The 19,823-nt window shown below is 32.7% G+C and carries 21 protein-coding genes; 18 read left to right on the plus strand and 3 right to left on the minus strand.

Translation table 11 applies throughout. From position 1 onward, the window contains the following. Nucleotides 1-182: 182 nt before the first annotated feature. On the plus strand, nt 183-1,031 hold the full coding sequence (locus tag PGC35_RS14165; RefSeq protein ID WP_375219615.1) for a tyrosine-type recombinase/integrase: 849 nt from the start codon (nt 183-185) through the stop codon (nt 1,029-1,031). Nucleotides 1,032-1,132: 101 nt separating this feature from the next. Here the strand turns inward: PGC35_RS14165 and PGC35_RS14170 are convergent, their stop codons facing one another. Further along, complete coding sequence (locus tag PGC35_RS14170) at nt 1,133-1,765, minus strand: hypothetical protein (RefSeq protein ID WP_375219616.1); 633 nt, start codon at nt 1,763-1,765, stop codon at nt 1,133-1,135. 81 nt (nt 1,766-1,846) lie between these two features. On the opposite strand from PGC35_RS14170, the gene terL reads away from it, so the two are divergent. Next, nucleotides 1,847-3,457 carry a phage terminase large subunit gene (terL, locus tag PGC35_RS14175; RefSeq protein ID WP_375219617.1) on the plus strand — a complete coding sequence of 537 codons (1,611 nt, stop codon included), beginning with the start codon at nt 1,847-1,849 and terminating at the stop codon, nt 3,455-3,457. Between the two features lie 141 nt (nt 3,458-3,598). On the opposite strand, the gene PGC35_RS14180 is transcribed toward terL, so the two are convergent. Beyond that, nucleotides 3,599-4,453: an outer membrane protein assembly factor BamD gene (locus PGC35_RS14180; protein WP_375219618.1), complete on the minus strand. Its 855-nt coding sequence runs from the start codon at nt 4,451-4,453 to the stop codon at nt 3,599-3,601. Between the two features lie 174 nt (nt 4,454-4,627). On the opposite strand from PGC35_RS14180, the gene PGC35_RS14185 reads away from it, so the two are divergent. The 14 genes from PGC35_RS14185 to PGC35_RS14250 all read left to right on the plus strand — a co-directional run bounded on the left by PGC35_RS14185 (nt 4,628) and on the right by PGC35_RS14250 (nt 15,919). Continuing rightward, nucleotides 4,628-5,920 (plus strand): phage portal protein, encoded by a 1,293-nt coding sequence (locus tag PGC35_RS14185; RefSeq protein WP_375219619.1) that lies wholly within the window; start codon nt 4,628-4,630, stop codon nt 5,918-5,920. Nucleotides 5,921-6,013: 93 nt separating this feature from the next. Further along, nucleotides 6,014-6,619, plus strand: a complete 606-nt coding sequence (locus PGC35_RS14190) for a DUF4355 domain-containing protein (RefSeq protein WP_375219620.1) — start codon at nt 6,014-6,016, stop codon at nt 6,617-6,619. A gap of 27 nt (nt 6,620-6,646) precedes the next feature. After that, nucleotides 6,647-7,477 carry a phage major capsid protein gene (locus PGC35_RS14195; protein WP_375219621.1) on the plus strand — a complete coding sequence of 277 codons (831 nt, stop codon included), beginning with the start codon at nt 6,647-6,649 and terminating at the stop codon, nt 7,475-7,477. Nucleotides 7,478-7,547: 70 nt separating this feature from the next. Further along, on the plus strand, nt 7,548-7,688 hold the full coding sequence (locus tag PGC35_RS14200; RefSeq protein ID WP_375219622.1) for a hypothetical protein: 141 nt from the start codon (nt 7,548-7,550) through the stop codon (nt 7,686-7,688). A 9-nt stretch (nt 7,689-7,697) separates the two neighbouring features. After that, nucleotides 7,698-8,015, plus strand: coding sequence for a phage head-tail connector protein (locus PGC35_RS14205; protein WP_375219623.1), 318 nt, complete (start codon nt 7,698-7,700; stop codon nt 8,013-8,015). Beyond that, entirely contained in the window at nt 8,005-8,274 is a 270-nt protein-coding gene (locus PGC35_RS14210; RefSeq protein ID WP_375219624.1) for a hypothetical protein, read from the plus strand. The genes PGC35_RS14205 and PGC35_RS14210 overlap by 11 nt, the downstream gene beginning before the upstream one ends. Nucleotides 8,275-8,287: 13 nt before the next feature. After that, nucleotides 8,288-8,872: a hypothetical protein gene (locus PGC35_RS14215; RefSeq protein WP_375219625.1), complete on the plus strand. Its 585-nt coding sequence runs from the start codon at nt 8,288-8,290 to the stop codon at nt 8,870-8,872. Nucleotides 8,873-8,940: 68 nt separating this feature from the next. Next, nucleotides 8,941-9,084: an SHOCT domain-containing protein gene (locus PGC35_RS14220; RefSeq protein WP_375219626.1), complete on the plus strand. Its 144-nt coding sequence runs from the start codon at nt 8,941-8,943 to the stop codon at nt 9,082-9,084. A gap of 81 nt (nt 9,085-9,165) precedes the next feature. Continuing rightward, complete coding sequence (locus PGC35_RS14225) at nt 9,166-10,773, plus strand: recombinase family protein (RefSeq protein ID WP_375219627.1); 1,608 nt, start codon at nt 9,166-9,168, stop codon at nt 10,771-10,773. 48 nt (nt 10,774-10,821) lie between these two features. After that, complete coding sequence (locus PGC35_RS14230; RefSeq protein ID WP_375219628.1) at nt 10,822-11,724, plus strand: hypothetical protein; 903 nt, start codon at nt 10,822-10,824, stop codon at nt 11,722-11,724. A 114-nt stretch (nt 11,725-11,838) separates the two neighbouring features. Next, entirely contained in the window at nt 11,839-12,360 is a 522-nt protein-coding gene (locus PGC35_RS14235; protein ID WP_375219629.1) for a hypothetical protein, read from the plus strand. Then, nucleotides 12,341-13,558: a DUF6575 domain-containing protein gene (locus tag PGC35_RS14240; protein WP_375219630.1), complete on the plus strand. Its 1,218-nt coding sequence runs from the start codon at nt 12,341-12,343 to the stop codon at nt 13,556-13,558. Before PGC35_RS14235 ends, PGC35_RS14240 begins: the two co-directional genes overlap by 20 nt. 1,263 nt (nt 13,559-14,821) lie before the next feature. Beyond that, the gene (locus PGC35_RS14245) at nt 14,822-15,010 is read left to right on the plus strand and encodes a hypothetical protein (RefSeq protein WP_375219631.1); all 189 of its coding nucleotides are present in this window, start codon (nt 14,822-14,824) and stop codon (nt 15,008-15,010) included. A 39-nt stretch (nt 15,011-15,049) separates the two neighbouring features. Then, on the plus strand, nt 15,050-15,919 hold the full coding sequence (locus PGC35_RS14250; RefSeq protein WP_375219632.1) for a hypothetical protein: 870 nt from the start codon (nt 15,050-15,052) through the stop codon (nt 15,917-15,919). Between the two features lie 605 nt (nt 15,920-16,524). Here the strand turns inward: PGC35_RS14250 and PGC35_RS14255 are convergent. Continuing rightward, on the minus strand, nt 16,525-17,577 hold the full coding sequence (locus PGC35_RS14255; RefSeq protein WP_375219633.1) for a hypothetical protein: 1,053 nt from the start codon (nt 17,575-17,577) through the stop codon (nt 16,525-16,527). Between the two features lie 530 nt (nt 17,578-18,107). On the opposite strand from PGC35_RS14255, the gene PGC35_RS14260 reads away from it, so the two are divergent. Next, entirely contained in the window at nt 18,108-19,082 is a 975-nt protein-coding gene (locus PGC35_RS14260; protein WP_375219634.1) for an HNH endonuclease, read from the plus strand. A 397-nt stretch (nt 19,083-19,479) separates the two neighbouring features. Further along, the gene (locus PGC35_RS14265; protein WP_375219635.1) at nt 19,480-19,812 is read left to right on the plus strand and encodes a hypothetical protein; all 333 of its coding nucleotides are present in this window, start codon (nt 19,480-19,482) and stop codon (nt 19,810-19,812) included. The last annotated feature ends 11 nt before the right edge of the window (nt 19,813-19,823 follow it).

Consider the following 19,823-nt stretch of genomic DNA (forward strand, 5'->3'; position numbering starts at 1 on the left):
AATGATATTGCGGAACCATAATGTTATGTCGTGAGTTATTTGATAGATAAATGCCCAAATTGAACCGAAATATTGCAAAATAAACGCCATAAACACAACATAATGATAGTTATGTATTGAGTTGCTTTCCCTTTGAATCAATTATATGATGTGTAACAACAAAGGGAAGGATGGTGCAGATTATGCAATATCTGAACGGTTTTGAGCATTATTTACGGAGCAAGGACAAAAGTGATAACACAATCTCCTGCTATTTGAGGGACATGAAACAATTCATTGGTTGGTACTTAACAAAAACAGAGCATGGACTCCATAAAATAATTGAATTGGATGCGGTTGAGTACAAAAAGCACCTACAGAAAGGTAAACAAGCAATCATAACAATTAATCGAAAGCTCGCCAGTTTGAATGTATTTTTACAATGGATGAAAGAAGCAGGGCATATAAAGGAAGAAATCATCGTTAAACCGATAAAAAATAGGGAAGTCATTACTTATAAGGGACTTGAGCAACAAGATGTGTGGAAGTTAAGGAAGGAGATTCACCGACAAGGGAATCTGATACACGTTTGTATGATAGAGTTATTGCTTCAAACAGGGATAAGGGTAAGCGAACTGGTCAATATCAGGCTTTCAGATATAGAATTGAGCGAACGTAAAGGAACGTTGGCGATAATCGGAAAAGGAAATGTAAAACGCACCCTGCCATTAAATAAGGATGTCAGAAAAGCAATTGAAAGGTATCTACCTGAACGACCAGAAGCCGATACAGACCACCTATTAATTGGTCAACGTGGATCATTAAAACGTAACGCCATCAATTTAATACTTAGCCATTACGGTGATAGATTGAATATAAAGGTAACTCCGCACATGATTCGCCATACACTAGGTCACACACTTGTGAAGCAACAGGTAGAAATCACAACAATCCAACAAATATTTGGACATTCGAATATCCAGACGACAAATATCTATACAGTAACAACCGATAAAGAAATGGAAAAAGCCCTAGAGAGTGTTGAGTGGTGATACTAGCCACTCTTTTTGTCGTTCTAGGGGGTACTTCTATTTAGGGAAATAGGGCTGCTACCAACAGGTGCGGAAATTTTTGTGATGAAATTTTTAGTGAACTATTTCGCCACTTTAACAATTAGAATTTTAAACTCGGAGTCTGGATAGTTATTAATATTTGCAAATGTAGTCCAATTTAGGGAATAGGAGCCCTCTAAAATAATATCATTCTCTCTACCTCTTTTTGTTCCTGCTGACGCTAATTCTCCCCATGATAACTGACTTGATAATTTTCTACCTTCATGGATTTTAAAAGCTGCATCGACAGAATCAATTTTATTGGATTCTCTCCAATATAAACTGTCATTTGTGAGCATTATAGCGTATCCAGTACTTATTGATTCCTCTGTATAAATTACTTTTTCGATTCTTGAAATATCTTTTAAAAAATCGTATCTTCCACAATCCTGTGCACCATGGTTTTTAAGACTGAATTGCTCACCATCTACCAGAAATGTGGATTTTTTTGTTTTGTATTTTAATTCGATTGGAATATAGTTACCTTCAAATTTTATCCAAACGTCAAGGTAAAGACTTTCAAACACTTTTGGATAATTATACTCTAATCTTATCTCAACATGAGGATATAGCTTTTGAATTTCCCAAGCGATAGCAAGTTGGAAATCTGCCTCAGAATGGAAGATAGGTCTTTTTAATTGTAGGGAAGTAATAATTTTATGTATATCTATCACGTTACATCAATCCTTTTACAGTTATGTGTGATTTAATCATACTATTAAATGTAAAAATATTCTAGAAAGGGGGTAATAAATTTGGATGTTAAAAATGAAAGTAACAAAAATGATTTTCATAATCAGTTGCTATATATTTATCTTCAAAAACATTTCACCAACGACAAAATCAAACGACTCATCGGAGAATTTTCATTCTCTGAACTTCGTAAATTACTCGGTGAATTAGACATTGAATTTTTCGCATTATGTTATTTTCCAAAATACTTTGACCGCAAGTTTGGTCAATTTCATCAGGAACTTTTCACAGAATTACGATATATGCTTTCTAATCAAGGATTAATCAACGCTTTCGGACTTCCACGGGAACACGGAAAGTCAACGATTAATTCTTTTTTATTTCCTCTGTATGCCACTCTTTATGACAAGTCACAATTCACATTAATCATTTCAGCAACTGAACAAATTGCTTTGCCATTCCTAGATATGATTAAGGATGAGCTTGAGAATAATCAATTGCTCATTGAGGATTTTGGCATTCAGAAAGGCAATCGCTGGAACAATAATGAAATATGGATTAAATCGAGAAGTGGTATAGATAGCTGTATTATGATTAGGGGAATTGACGGTTCTTTGCGCGGTGTCCATTATAAACAACATCGTCCAACCTTAGTTTTATTGGATGATTTGCTGAAGGATGATACTGCAAAATCAGAATCAAAACGTGAACAAGTGAAATCAACTTTTCGAGATGTAGTCATTCCAATTGGTACGAGGGATACAAATATATTGGTAGTCGGTACTATTCTACATGAAGAAGACTTGATGTCTGATTTATTAAAGGGTCGAATACCTGGAGTTAGAAGTATGAAGAAGGCATCGATTAATCAATGGTCAGAACGAGATGATTTATGGTCAGAGTGGGAGAAACAATATAATAATTTATTAGACCAAGACAGGATTAATACAGCCCTGTCTTTTTTTAATGTATATAGGGAGGAAATGCTTGAGGGAACAGAAATTTTATGGGATGAATATTTGGATTATTATTATCTAATGTGTAAGAAACAAGCAATGGGCGACAAATCATTTTATAAGGAAATGCAAAATGATCCACGTTCAACGGATGATTACATTTTCCAAAACATTGAGTATTGGAGCGTGTTGCCTGAGTTTGATGAAATGGAAGTGGTGATGTATATTGACCCTGCAATTAAAGCTGGAAAGAACAATGATTATTCTGCCATCACAATATTAGGACAACATCGGAAGACAAAGCAACGATATGTGATAGATGGAACTGTACATAAATTATTACCAGATGATTTATTTCAAGAAGTTATCAACAAGTTGTCCACATTCCCTGTAGAGAAAATTGGCTTTGAAACCAACCAAGCACAAAGTTACATGAAGCAGAAGTTTGAGGAAGCGTTATGGAAAGCGAAAATATATTTACCAATAGAAAGCATACATACAAAAGGTCAAAAACATGAACGAATTGTAAGTTTAGAGCCCGATGTGAAGAAGGGACATGTCCTATTCAATCAGTTAAATATTAGGTATAATAACCAAATAAAGGATTATAACAAGCACTGTAAACACGATGATGCTCCAGATAGTTTATATGGGGCAGTTCAGTTAGTGCAATCAGTGAAAAGTTTGAAGTTTTATGATAGGAAGTTGTTATTTTAGAAGTTTAGATGGGGTTATTATTAGATGAAACGTACAAGTTATATGTACATAGATGACATAATTGGCTTAAATGAAGAGAAAGCATCCATTATATAATTAATAAAGGATGCTTAATTGAAAGAATTAATAATAAGATTTCTATTACTTTTGGGAACTCATGTATTCTTCCACTGAAATTCTGAATTCATTATAAGTGTCTTCCGATGTAATATTCAAAACAATATTAAACATTTCTTTTGATAATTGAGGATTAGACTCAGCTAGTGTTATACCAGCGTTATAGAATAGAAATAAATAATTATAGTTGAGCTGGTCGTCTTTGTTTGTAATTAAATTTATTCCTTCTAGCATATTAATCTCAAATTTTGCATCTAAAAAAGAATTAACCTCATTGTCGGTTGGAATAGGATAACCTACATTCTGAAAAAATGATAAATCATCATAATGTTCATTATAAGGTGATAATGACTTAATATCTTTAAAATAATCATTATAGTCTTTATCCGATTTAAAATTTTGTGATAAATAGGTAAATGCAACTTCTTGCTCAACTAATGATTTATCAAAAATTTCTTGAATCAAATCTAAATGTTGTTTTATTGTAGCAGCATCTTGTTCATCGTATAATGAATTACTTGGATCTGCTCCTTCACTGAGAATAGTCAATAAATCAACAGCAGAAAGGTATTCGCTAAGTTGCATTAGACCTTTTAATACTTGAGTAGGGAATATATATTCACTATCGGGGAAATCTGTTAACACCAAGTCTAAATATGTATTTACTAATTCCCAATTTTTATTATTGATGGCTGTAATTGCTTTTTCATAAGGTTCAGGTACTTCTTCATTTATCATCTCTTGATCTGCAATCTTATCAGTACTACTTTCTTCACTATTTTTTTCCGATTCCTTTTTATTTATCGCAGTTTCACCACATCCAACTAAAAATAAAGCAATGAAAAGAATAGTCATAACTGTGAATATATTATTCTTCATAAAGGCTCACCCCTTTAGTATTTGTAGTAAATTCTACCATTTATTATATAAATAGTTAAGGGAATTAAAATTAAAGTCGGAAATAAAAACAGAATATTATTAATATCCATTTTTTATTGTTCTATATCATTTTATGGTACAGGCTTTTTTTATTTTCAGAAAGGAAGTGACCACATGCAAGTAACCGAGCAATTAATACTAGAATGCTTAAACGAATTAAACAAACAAGCATTATCCAAGCAACAGTACAAAGATTATTATGAAGGCGATCATAAAATTCTCAAAGATTACGACATGCAAGACAGCCGAAGCAATCGTAAACTCATATTCAATTACCCTCGTAAATTTGTAGATAATGAAACAGGTTATCTTCTCGGTAAGCCAGTCAATTACATATCCAAAACGGACAATGCAGAAATCATTGAGAAAATTGACCATGAAATGAGCCATTGGGATAAGGAACATAATATTCAACTTCGGAAGCAAAGTGAAATTTTTGGTGAAAGTTATGAATTGCATTATGTAAATCAAGAAGGGGAGTTCAGTGCGACAATACTGACTCCTCTTCATTGTTTTGTCTTAGAGGATGGGTCTGCAGATAGAAATGTGGTGCTAGGGTTACATCGTTTTACAAAACCGTTTGAAGAAAAACAGTTTTTAGATGTTTATACGGATCAAGAAATTCTTCATTATGAAATTTCTCAGGAGCAACATGGATTACGTAAACAAGAAGAAAAGCTTGTGTACCTCGGTAAGCATTATCACATATTTGGACGTGTTCCAATTATCACCTGTCCAGCAAATACAGAAAGGAAAAGTGGATATCAAGATGTTATTTCATTGTTTGATGCTTACAATGCATTGAACTCTGATTTAGTGAACGAAATTGCCGATCATCGTAATGCTTACCTAGTAATTGAGAACGCAAGGATTGAAGAAGAGGACTTAATTAATATGAAGAAAATGGGGATTATACAAGTTCCATCTGGAGGTAAAGTGTCATGGTTAACGAAAGAAATTAATGATTCGTTTGTAAAAAATGAATTGGACAATTTAGAGCGTAAAATTTATGACTTAATGGATGAGGTCAACTTTAATGAAAGTTGGAGTTCAAATACTTCTTCATTGGCATTACGAAACAAGTTATTAAATTTAGAGAATCGAGTGAGTATGCGAGAAGCCATAATGGAGAAAGTCATCAAGCAGCGGTTGAAAAATTTCTTTACCTATCTGCAAAAGAAGGAAGGAAAATTATATGACTATCGGGATGTTTCCGTTAAATTTACACGAAACCTTCCTACCGATTTAGTGGGATTAGCTGATGTGATTGTGAAGTTGAAAGATGTTTGCTCTCAAGAAACATTATTATCACTATTGCCATTTATCGAAAATCCAAAGATGGAGATTCAAAAGTTTATCAGCGAACAAAATCGAATTTTACCAGATGAGCTTGCTGAAGGTGAATAACTAATTTTGTCCTAAGCATGACATGAAAAGGCTAATAAAAATTTTGCGTTTCTAGTTCCAATTGGAGTTAGAAGGGCAGTAGGAGGAAGCAATATGGAATGGAAAGAAGTCAAACAATTTATTGAGGAAAACAAAGGGAACGAGGAAGTAAGTAACTATCTGCAGGGCTTACTAAGCGTTGAGGGAGTACAACAATTCCTACAAGACAATAAGGAGGCGAAAAGTTGGCTAGATAGTACAGTAGATAAACGCACTTCCAAGTCACTTGAAACATGGAAAGCCAACCATCTTGAGGCATTAATTGATGAAGAAGTGAAAAGGCGTTTCCCTGAAAAAGATGCGAAAGATATTGAGTTGGAGAAATTAAAAACAGAAGTGGAGAAAATGCAACGAGAGAAGCAACGGGAAATCTTAACGAATCAAGCCATCAAAATAGCGAGTGACAAGAAACTTCCACTACCATTAGTGGATTTTTTTATTGGTGCAGATGAAGAAACAACGAATGCAAACTTAGAAGTATTGGAATCTGTATTTCAATCATCCGTTCAATCCATTGTTGAACAACGATTGAAAGGGGATGGTTATAATCCTCCAAGAGAAAACCACAAAGGAACATTAACATTAGATTCATTAAAAGGCATGTCCCAAGCCGAAATAAATCAAAATTGGGACAGTGTGAAACAACTATTAAAACAATAATAATTTGAAAAGGATTAGGTGATATATATGACAGTTAATAATTTTATTCCTACTATTTGGAGTGCTCGATTAAATGAAAGATTCCAGAAAGCATTGGTGTATGGAAATATCGTTAATCATGATTATGAAGGAGAAATTCAAGGGCAAGGTTCTGTTGTGAAAATTAATTCCATTGGGGATGTAACGATTGGGGATTATAATAAGTCGACAGGTATTGGGAATCCAGAGGAACTAAATTCAGATCAAAAACAACTCGTGATTGACCAAGCGAAATATTTTAACTTCCAAGTAGATGATATCGACCGAGCACAAGCCAACGTGGATTTATTAGAAAAGGGAATTGTTGAGGCAGCTTATGGATTAGCAAATGTGGCTGACCAATATATTGCTAGTCTTTATACAGAGGTGAAAGCAGGTAATACGATTGGTGATGATACCACACCAATTATTCCAGTAAAGGAAAATGCTTATGATTACCTTATTGATTTAGGTGTTATTCTAGATGAAAATGATGTGCCAGAAAGTGACCGTTTTGTTGTTATTCCAGCATGGTTCTATGGATTACTAGTAAAAGACCCACGTTTTACGGTTGACCGAAATGTTCTTTCTACTGGATATGTGGGGAATATTGATAATTTGAACGTATTCAAATCAAACAATGTTCCAAATAATGCAGGTACCAAATATAAGATTATCGCAGGTCACAAATCAGCCATTTCCTTTGCTGGACAAGTGGATTCAGTGGAAGCATATCGACCTGAGAAACAATTTTCCGATGCAATCAAAGGGCTTCAAGTATATGGGGCAAAATGCATCAAACCAGAGGGAATTGCAGTATTAACTGCAAATCGTTCATAAATACATACATAGTAAAAGGGTGTCCAGTTTTGTATGGATGCCCTATTTTTTATTTATTGGAGGCGTTGAGATGAAAATAGTAAACAAGGAAACAGGGCTTATTTGGGAAATCACAGATACAGCATTACAAATCCGATTGTTAGCACAAGATACTTATGAAGAAGTAAAAACGAATACTAAAAAGTCAACAACAGTTCAAAAGAAAGAATAGGTGATGAACATGAGTGAACCATTATTAAAAATGAAACGATTGTTAGAAATAGATGATACGGATGGAACAAAAGATGAACATTTACTTCATTATTATAACCGAGCAAAAATCGCTATCTTGCATTATTGCAATGTAAATGAACTGCCGATTCAATATGAGGAAACGATCGTAGATTATGCAATATTCCTTTATAAAAATAGAAATTCAGAAGGCATGAATCAAATCAGGCAAGGAGAAAGAAGTGCCACCTATGAATTAGGAATCCCTCTTTCAATTCGTTCTGCATTACCATTACCAAAATTAAAGGTGGGATATAGTGTTCTATAATTCATCTATATTAATAGTAGATACTCTAGATTCCCCTTTGCATATTAAAGAAGTAAAAGGGGATCTTCAACCATTTCGTCAAACCGTTATTTTTGAAGATGGCTTTTATGTAGATGTGACGAAACGATTGTTTTGTGATAATGAAAAAGAAATAACTTTAACTCGTTATGTTCGAGTGGATAACGATACATATAAAATCATGTTAATTGAAAAATGGTCAGACTACTTAGATATTTGGCTGTATCAATGCAAAAAGTGAAAGGGAGTGTAAGATGAGTCAACAATCGCTTGAACCATTTCTAGATTTTTTTCTATATGAACAAGGTGTATTTGTAGAAGTAAATGGTACTATGCATAAGGCTTTGATAAAAAACACTACTGAGTCCATTCAATACTATAATGATAAGTATTTATTTGGAAAGTTTGAGATTCAAACAGGTGATTATGTGAAAATAGTTGACCGAAATGATACCTATTTAGTAGTGAGCGACATTGATAAACGTACAAATCATAACAAAGTTCGTTTAAAGAAATGTAATCAAATCCTCGTGAAAGAAAAACCAGGAGAGAAGGTTATTATTGGATATGATGATTTTGGTCGACCTATTTATAGTACGAGTGCTCCAATCTTTATCAGCTACTTATCCATTGTAGAGAACACCGTTTTAGATATTGAAACTGGCTATCCCATTGTTGTTCCTGAAAATGAATTGGTAGCTTTGGTACATGAAAGTGATGAAACGTTACAGGAATTCAGTTTGGGAGAAGTGTTTACTGTATTAAACAAGACATATCAAGTAATAGGAATAGACCGATTTAAGACGGGTCTATTATACATAAAAGCAGCGAGAAATTAGTGAATTACAAATACTTAGGCTTCCCTTCGGGTGAGCCATTTTTTATTTATGAGAGAGGAGCATAAGGAATGCATTTACATACAGCGGATTATTTATTGAGTGTACATATTTTAAAAGAGATGCTTGAAGAAAAGTTAATTACAGAGGAAGAATATCAAGAAATAGACCGATTAAATCAGCAGTCCTTTTATAAAAAAGAGTTGGCAAATTAAAGAAGAAATCAGTTGATGTATACATAAAACAAATCTATCATGTGTGTGGGAAAAGAATATATGTTCGAAAGGGGAAGGGAAATGGCGAAAAAAGTTGTTCAAATTTTAGAGAAAAAACCATTAGAAGAATTGGAAGGAGTACAAAGTAAGCAAAAGTTAAGAGTATGTGCTTATTGCCGAGTCAGCACAGATTCAGAGGAACAGAAAGAAAGTTATACCAATCAGTTAGATCATTATACAAATTTAATTCAAAATAATCCTAATTGGGAGTTTGTCGATATCTACGCAGATGAAGGAATCTCAGGAACGTCTGATAAAAAGAGAATACAATTTAAACAGATGATTGAAGATGCAAAAGCAGGAAAAATAGATATGATACTAACCAAGTCCATTTCCCGATTCTCTCGAAATACGGTTGTCTTATTAGAAAATGCGAGGGAACTGAAGAACCTTGGCATTGCAATCGTATTTGAAAAGGAAAATATCAATACACTGGAAGCTTCCGGGGAAGTGTTACTGACAATTCTTAGTTCCATTGCACAAGATGAAAGTCGTAACATATCCGAAAACTCACGCTGGGGAATTGTCAAAGGATTTCGTGATGGAAAGGTTTATTGCAATACGACAAGGTTTTTAGGATATGACAAAGATGAAAACGGGGAACTTGTCATAAACGAAAAGGAAGCAGAAATTGTAAAACGAATCTATCGAGAATATTTAGAAGGAAAAAGTACTCAAGCAATCGCAAAAGGGTTAATGGCAGATGGCATTAAAACAGTCGCAGGTAATGAAAAATGGTGGGATTCTACGGTTACAGGAATCTTAACGAACGAAAAGTATTACGGAGCATTGTTACAACAAAAAACAATCACAGTGGATTACCTTACGAAAAAACGAGTGAAAAATGATGGGCAAGCCACACAATATTTTATAGAAGAAAATCATGAACCCATTATCCCCAAAGAAGTGTTTGAACAAGTGCAATCAGAAAAGAAACGGAGAGCCAAATTGAAAGGGTATAAAGAAGAAAATGCACATCGCTATTCAAGTAAATATCCGTTCAGTGGAAAATTAGTTTGTATGTGTTGCGGAAATACCTTGAAACGTAGAATTTGGAACAGTAACAATATCTCTAGAAAAGTTGTATGGCAATGCAAAACATATATAGCTGCTGGAAAACAAGGATGTGATGCCAAAGCAGTGGACGAAGCAGTTTTGATGGAAGCCTTTGTCCGAGCATTTAATCGAATGAAAGAGGATAAGGATCAATTTGTCCAAACGATGAATCGGAATATTGAGAAGGTATTATTGAAAAATGCAGATGAAACTAAAATTCAAAAGATTGATAAGAAAATCGAACATTTGAAGCAGGAATACAAAGGGCTTGTCCAACTAAATCTAAAAGGAGAAATGGATGCAGAAGTATACCAAGAGGAACAAGTAAGAATTGGTGACCAGTTAGAACAACTTCGTGAGCAAAGACATGAAATCGAAATCAGTCAGGAATCGAAGGAGCAGTATAAAAAGCGAGTACAAGAAATCATGAATGTATTCAAACAAAAAGAAGGATTACTCGAACAATTTGATGATGGCATATTCAATGCGCTGGTAGAGAAGATAGAAATTCTCTCACCAGCGCATTTTGTTTTTGTATTGAAGAGTGGGATGAGGGTGGAGGAAATAATGTGAAAAAACTATAATTAGGTTAAGTCAAAATAATTGGGAGGGTAAGAATGAATGGAATTAGTTGTTGCCATAAAAAATGAGGATGGAACTATAAATCCTCATTATACTCAAACTTATTCGGAATGGATAAATGGTAATAGGAAGATGGAAATTGTTAAATTCCTATATGCTGAAAATCTTTTAAAAATTTTAATGGACGACTTAGGATATATTCAATTAAATGAAAAAGGTATACTAGGTTTAAAATATTTTGTAGAACAAAATTCATTCAAAACTGCGATCAGATTGCTTGGGAATATTGCCGAAGCGATTATTGTAAATAGATGTAACAATTGTAAAGAGGTTAATAGGAAATGGGCTACTATTGCAAGAAAAGGGAAGAAGAAGGTAAGAAAATTAGATAAATATCTTGCAATAGGTACAGGATTGAAAACAACAAAAGATAGATATCCAACAAAGTATGATACAACGAATCCTCAAAGGGATATTATATGGATTAATACGGAAAAAGGTAAGGAAGAGCTACTCCAAATAAACGAAAATAGTGTTAGCGGAATAAGTGCTGGATTACAAATCAAGGTAAGTACTAGTGGAATAAATTATATTTTAGATGACCTAAAGAGTCAGAGATATGAAGTACCTATGGTTTATTTTGGTTTAAACGATGACTTTGATGAGGTTGCACATTATCTTTATAAAAATAATACACAGTTAGAAATTGGAAGAGACTTTATTAATGTTAAAGCATTTGATATAGACGCATATGAAGAGTTAAAGAGCTATACGCCATTAATAATTGGGCTTATAAATAATACTATAAAGATTGATGATTTATTTAATGAAAAAATATTAGAACATCCAATAATAAAATCTGCATTAACTAAAGTAGGCTTTCAATCGACTGTATCAGAAAATAATATTATCATGACAAGTAATCAAATTTACTTTAGCTAATATATATAATGCATTGGTAGAGGAATGGAAAATTTCTCTTTTGCCAATGCATTTTGTTTTTGTATCAAAGGTTAATATGCATACAAGAAGCGAAGCAATGTTGGTTCTAAGAAAATGTATTTATATGTGTCTAATTTTGTCGAAAAACACCAAAAACATGACTATGATTGTTATAATTTAAGTAATTTTTTCCAATATATTAATAAAAATCAATTAATGGGAATAATACAAATGGAAAGGAGTAATACGGTGTATTTTAAAAGCCAAGAATATATGCCACCACAATGTCCCCCATCTAATGCAACCTCAAATGATGTGGAACCTGTTTATAGATTTATTGAAGATGATTCTGTTCAAGAATTAGATTTTCTTAACCATATTGAAAGAGGAAAAAGCTATCCACCTACCAAAACTTGTGAAGCACTTGCATTATCATTTTATACAACCATCGATGCTGCCAAAAATGCTTCAAAAAAGTTTAAAAATCTAAGGAATAAAAAGATTGTTGCAGGAAGAGTCACGTCAGAATGTGGAATACATAATATAAATAATTATCATTTGAATCTATGGGTATATAAGGAAATAAATATGTTAAATGTATTTTTAGGAGAGGTGAGTGGAATTGGGAATAAGTAAATATGCTGATTTAGAACAATCAGAAATAATTCATATATTCGAATACTATGACTTTCCATTATTTTTTATTTCCAAATCTACTTGCGGTAAATATTATTTAAACTATTATATAGAGGAAATTCAAGACAGCGTTGATAAATGGCTGTTCTGTAGAATTTCAAATAAAGAACGTATTGATTTAATATATCAAAAAATTTCGGTGTTAGAACTACTTAATAAATTAAAAAATAAAGAAAGACTTTATCACCTTTTTATAGATTCAAATATAAATGATAAAGACACTAAATTATTTGTTGAACTTGTTAATTCAAGTAACTTTGACAAAGAGAGCTTTCCAGAAGAAGATTTTTATGTGGAATACGATTATGTCACAGATACAGAATTATTAAAAGTAGAAGAAGATATCCTTGATAGCTCTAAATTTAAAATGGTATTAAAGGATGTTGAAAATAGTCATGATATTAACTTAGATTTATTTTTAAATGTATTAAGTAATTTGAAGAAATCATTGAATGATGTAGCAACTGATATAGGAAGTAAATTAATGGGGAACAGATTGGAACAGCAAATTAATCTTAGACTTGATTCTTTACAACCCTCATCTTTTGGAGTATGGATAAGAACTGAACCGAATGAAACAGATTTGTTTGAAGTTCCGGAGAAATCTTTAAGCACTTTATTTGAAATAATCGAAGATATACAAGTTAAGGATCTAATAGAAATAGAGGAACAAATAGAAATTGATGAATCTTTTTCTATAAATACAGTGAAAAGTATTAAGAAATGGCTAAAGGAAATATCTGATAATGAGTTTTCTTTAAAATTGGAAGCAGCTACAAAAGCAAAAGGAATAAATAAAGAAGTTAGTTTTGATAAGAATTCTTTTGCTAAATTAGATATACTTACGAAAATACTCGAGGATAAAAGTGAAAAATATACTGAACAAATAAGTATTGAAGGTCTTTTAACATCAATTAATACTACGAATAACAGATTTAGAATCTCCACTGATTCAATAGGTGACATAGGTGGTAAGATGTCCACAGATATGTTTAAGAGATTGAAGGAAGATAAAACTCTTCAATTTCGAGTGCCGAGTTTAATAAAAGCAGTTGTTGAAAAGGAAGTAATTAATGATTATGTTGAAGACGAACATTCAATAAAATATACCCTAATACATTTTGAACAGCCTGAATAATTTTAAGACTTAATTTTTACTATTGATAATAATATTAGGTTGCTGTTAAATATATCCCTTTCAACGTCTCAACACATTGTGAAGCGGTCGCGTGGTTGGAGTTAGTATAATGTAGCCCCACAATAAACAGCAACACATATAATAAACATCTGCCACCAACTCCGACGGAGTTAAAATAAACACCTGCTCTTTTTACCTATTTCCTTGCCCCTAAACCCTTATACCTACTCAGTTTGAGGAAAAAGAGGGGAAGCACAACTTTATTGCAACTCGAAAAAAACGGGAACAAAAAGTGTGAAAAAAGGTTGGAAAAACGGTCAAAACATGATCGAAAAAGTGTGAAAATAGCGTTTGTTGGCAGGACTTTATTTTAACGGGTAACGGTGGAATGCGGGTTTGGGTGGGGTAAAAAAGCAGGAGTTTTTTATAATGGAACATAGAAGGAACGAAAAACGGGAAAAAGTTAATACTTTTTCCCGTTTTTGTTATGGAGTAAGGTTTAAGGATTCATATCATTTCTAAAATGTTGGTGTGTAATGATACTTATGAGACCAAGTAAAGCGATTGCTCATTTAAGAAGTCATAATGAGAAAATGACACAGATCAAAGTAAAGAGTGTAGTAGATTTATTGGCAAGCCAGTATTATTTAAAAAACATTTAGATAAAATGCTGTTCACTAAAGCAGGAGTGGTAAAAGAATGAAAGGAAAAAGCAGGGATTAAGGATAAGTTCAAGCGTGGATTAGTGACTATATTTAACAAATTTATCGTAAAAAGTTTAAGATATTATCAAACACTGCAATTGGATGCTTTGGTCAAAAGGAGAGCAAAAAGTAGGTAATATTGAGGAGGAAAAAACATATTTTAATAGATTTTATCTACAAATATATATTCATAGCACAAAAGTTGTAGTTCATTAGAAAGAATGATAGAATAAAATATGGAAAAAGAAAAGCGAAAAAGCGTGCAAAAATATACTTTTCCACGTTAACCAAAAAATATTGAGTTGTAATATAAGAATCGACTATTGTTATATTACCAAACTTACATATCTAAATGCAATGGAAAATTGAAACTGTAACAATATGTTCGGTTTTGTTCCCATTTGTGATAGGTGAAAATATATCTTTTGTTTAATGGATTTAGAAGCTGTGAGGGGGAGGAACATAGCAACAGCATTTGTTCGGTTTTATCGCTCTAATTATAGATACTATAACTTAGGAGTGAATTGGATGAACGAAAAGCAGAATAATCAACACGGCAATGGCAATGGAAACGGCAATGGCAACGGCAATGGCAACGGCAATGGAAACGGCAATGGCAACGGCAATGGAAACGGCAATGGCAACGGCAACGGCAACGGCAATGGAAACGGAAACGGAAACGGCAATGGCAATGGCAATGGCAATGGCAACGGCAATGGAAACGGCAACGGCAATGGCACGCCAATAAGACCAACTATACCTCACACATCTCATGCAGTGGTAATGAATGAACAGCTATCTTTCTTTGATTAAAGAGTTACAATCAGAGTTTGGACAAGTAGTTGAATATAAAAGTGCCAAAGGGGTTACAAATGAAGGGTGGTTTCTTCTTGAAATCACCCCTTTCCCCAATCCAACGGAGCTTGAACAAATAGTTTCTGATATAAATAATGTACGTCCAGTTGGAGTACAAGGTGGTAAAATGGTTCGTTTAGAAAATTATAATACCTCTGACCATATAGTTCTTCAAAGAGCTGTTCGTGAGGCATTGAAGCACTTAGAAGAGCAGACTTATAAAGTAGCTGTATATGTAGGTCAGACAAGCATGACGGCTCTTAAGAATCAACCCATCGCAATTGTTATAGAACCAGAAATAAGTTATTTTACCTATCCATATCATCCTCATATAAATGTAGGCGGATATGATAAAGCAAATAAGTTTTATTTTCCAGATTCATTATGCTATACAGACAATCCACAACTGCTTGGTAGTACTCAAAAAGAACGTTTATTAAATGCCTTTTCACAAATATCTATGTGGCTTTTTAGACACCAAGTTTGGGAGGCTACTCGAAAATATAAAAAACGTGGTGTATGGATTGGCCCTGAAACTGGAGAATTATTACCACAACACTATCCCAGAATACTGGAGCCAAATGGTATGTGTTGGTGTGATACCAATAAGTCATATAAAGATTGCCACAGTTTATCAGATCATTTAGCTTTAGCTAATGAAGAAGCTAAAAGAACTAAAATTCCACAACAACGTATTCAAAAGGTAATTTTGTCTGAAGAGTTTAAAGTTTGGGAGCAAGGCATTAGATTGCCGAAGCGTGATTCTCTAAGACAATTAAACATAGCATTTAATTTGTCTTAGCAAGTCTTTTGCTGAAGTGATGAATTTGATTAAATATCAATCTAAACTACCACTTGAGAAGGGATGCAGTTAGCATCCCTTTTCTTTTTCGTATTTACTTAAGTAATTAGAGTTAATGAAGAGAATTTTCGTATTATAAAAATATAAAATTTTTTGAAAACACTTATTGGGTGTTGAAATGGAAGAACTATATTCCAATTTCCTTGCTCTTATTCCGTCAGTTCCAACCAATCTGGGCTGTTTTTTGGGAAGAGAGTATTATTTTTATTTAAGGTACGCTGTTATTTTGTAAAAAACGGTAATTTATTTCGAGACACGTACCTAAACCCTTCATCCCTTCTTCTACTATGTCTTCACGCATATAAATTTTCTCTAAATCCTCCTTTCCCATTCCTTCACCCGCTTTTTCTCACCCTTTACCTTTCTTCTATCTGTAATTCGAGAAGATCTAATTACAGATATGTAGTTAAGATGAAATGGAGAAAAGCTAAATTACAATGACATAGATTTATTTATAATAAATGCTTGTGGGTAATTTCAACAAACCCCCAAGCATTTCAATTTATGGAGTATTATTTAATGACATATGGAATTAATATTCATTCTTATATAAAACCCTTGGAACTTTTTAAATCAATTAGTCTTTCTTTATCTCTAATAGATAGTATAGAATCTAAATACTTATCCGAGTCTTTAATCCAATTAGATTTATTCATAGCCCAATTATATTCCTCTGTTGTTTCTTCTAATTCAGATTCAATATAGTTCTTTACTAATTGAGAGTAGAAGTAGTGAATTGATTTATTTAGTAATTCCTCTGTACGCTTGTACTCATTTTCATGTTGTTTTTTTAAAAGGGCTTTCTGTTCTTCTTCCTTTCTCTTTTTCTCTTCTGTAATTTTATGATTTTTCTCTTCCATATCTATTTTTTCAGGGAGTGAAAAAATATAAAGAAAGACTTTCTTTAATAAGTCATCAATCGTATCAGACTTATTCTGTTTAATCAGTTTTTCGTGTTTAGACCACCGATGCCATTCAAGTAGATATCCTACCTCAACATTCAAATTCCCAGTAGGGACAAATTTAAAAGTATTATAGGTAGAATATTCTTTGTCGCCAGGAGATAAGGTTATTTTATTTGAAGGAAGTCTAAAATTTAATATGTAAATATTTCCTTTAAACAGTATCTGATTATCATCGGTAGTAATGTTTATTTTTGCACCTACTTTTTCTAAAGCCTTAAATAAGCTATCAATAAAAGGCAAGGTTTCAGGAATGATTACGCCAGATGACGAATTTATTTTCAGTTTTGCTTCTTTAATATAATATGGAACATTTTCTTTTTTCTTTTGACGATATTTAACAATTTCATTGTGTGGCTTAGAAGAAAGGGTTTTATTGACTGCTAATGAATTATAAGTATGAGTAAATAGTAATTGTTCATCTTTACTAAAATAAAGGAATTGTTTTGGGACGCTTAATACTTCATTTTTCGAAGAAGTAATTTGATTATTTTTTACTAATTCTTGATCTTGATTATTTTTGGTGGACAATACTTTTTGTGAAGGTATACTCCTTTCCTTAGTTTCTTCAATAATAATGATAGAGTTATCATTCGGATAGGGGAGTAATAGTTGAGTTGGTTTCTCTTTACCCATGTATAAACTACTCCAATATGACGGTGTGGGCAAAGGAATGTCATTAGAGATACAAGCACTTTTCAATTTATTGTATGGAACGTTTAATTCCTTGGCTGTTTTTGATATTCCAATAGACCAAAGTTTTTCATAAAGATCTTTTCGGTATATAGATAGCATAAATTTACCCTCCTTAAAAAGTGTGAATTACTTGAATAATCGTTTTGTCTATTATAATAAATTTTAAGTAAATACATAAACATACGTGCAATGGAATATTTTTCAATATACTATAGATAATAAGGGTAGACAATGTGGCATTGGTTATTTTCATAAATTAGGATTATATCACTCAATGGAATGACTGTAGACAACAGAACGGATGTCAATTCAAGAACTAAAGTTGCATGGTATAGATGTCCCACCGCAAAATTAATGGTAATTAAACAATAAGACTTACCTAAAATAAAAATAATATTTCCAAACCGAAAGTACTTTAAATCAAGTTCAGCAGACCTTCGGTTTTTTATGCTCGAAAAGAGCTTTTGGGTTTGGATATAGTAGAAGAAATCGATGGGGGAAATATAATGGGGTTAAGGGTTGGTTATATATACAATGAGTTGCAGTTATTATTAAGTATGAAAGAGAGGATTTGGTCAACCAAAAGTAAATATAAATACTATAAAGTTGGAGATCTTCTTGTTCTAATTACAAGTGAAACATATACAGGTATAGTTGCATTAGCAAGGTTTACTGGGGAACCATATATAGTTAATTCAGAAAAGAAGGATAGCTACACCTATAATTATCCAATAGAGTACGTAAAGATTCTACTTATGGAAGACAGAGTAAAAATGGATAAAAACATTTTGGATATTTTATGTCTTGGTAGAGGTTTATCTTTAAATCAAAATTCAATAGAAGGGATTTATCAACAAAAAGCAATTAAGCCCAAATCTTACGAACGATTTATATTAAATGAGGTAAATAAATTCCCCAATTTTCTTAATGAATATGTTAACCACTTGGATGTATTAATTGCTGAAGCAAATGAGCGACCAGAAATGCATTGGACTGGTAATGAGGGATTATCAGTCGATGAGGAGAACGTAATAAAATTTCCAATCGGTGGATTTCAAAGTATCAGTAAATTAAAGGTTATCAAATCTTCTCTTGAGATTGAGGACAAAAACTTTTACAGTCAGGTACAAAAATCACTTAATTCCAGAAGCGAGGAAAGACAGAAACGGATAAATAATATAAGTAATCCTTATCCTAATTCATACAATACCACAATTAAACAATATTATCGTAACCCTGATGTCATAGCTGAGGTATTAATTCGAGCAAATGGTATTTGTGAGAAATGTGAAAAGGAAGCTCCTTTTAAAAGGGCTTCTGATGGAACCCTTTACTTAGAAGTCCATCACATTAAAGGGTTGGCCGACGGCGGGGATGATACGGTTGAAAATGCAATGGCCGTTTGCCCAAATTGTCATAGAGAATTTCATTTTGGCCAACAATAATCGTTAGACTTAAATAATAGGCTATGTCTTTAAGCAAAAAGGTTTGATCAAGACCGAATGTGTCTTTTCGCAATTCCCATCGTCCCTATGTGAAACAGTTCTTCCCAATCTGTATTAGGTTGTTACAAAAATAGGAGAAAACTCAGAAGAAAACCTCATACAAATACCAGAATCGAGATATGTACGTTGGTACGTTGTCTCGGTTTTTTTGTTTAAGTTAACAAAGCAACACTATCTGTGAATGTAGATAACTTTCATTAAAGGAATAGAGAAGAAGAGAATAGATGAAAAATCTAAATTTACAAATAATTTATTTTTGTGATTAAATAGTACTAAGAGGAAATCAGAAAAATTCAAAGCTTAGATAATTATTTTAGTTAAAGGAGTTGTGTAGAAAATGTCGAAGCATTCCAAGAGAATAGAGAACTATGGAATAAGTGCAATTGATACAGAAACCAGTCCATTTGAAGCGGTAGATATGTTGCATGTTAGAAGTAAAATTGAAACAGTAATTAATGAATTGACAAACGAAGAGAGATTAAGTTTGTACTTTCATGATATGAAATTAATAAAGAATGCAAAACAGATGTCCATTCACATCGGAGAAGTCTATGATTTTTCTTTATCAGACCAATCAATCAACGAATGGTGGTGGCATTTAGATCAAGTAGCGGATGGCGAAATTACCTTTAACCTAATTCCAGAAATGAAACCTGATATGGGGATTTAACTTTGAAGGAG

The sequence above is a fragment of the Psychrobacillus sp. PGGUH221 genome (assembly GCF_042055255.1).
Classification (GTDB): Bacteria; Bacillota; Bacilli; order Bacillales_A; family Planococcaceae; genus Psychrobacillus.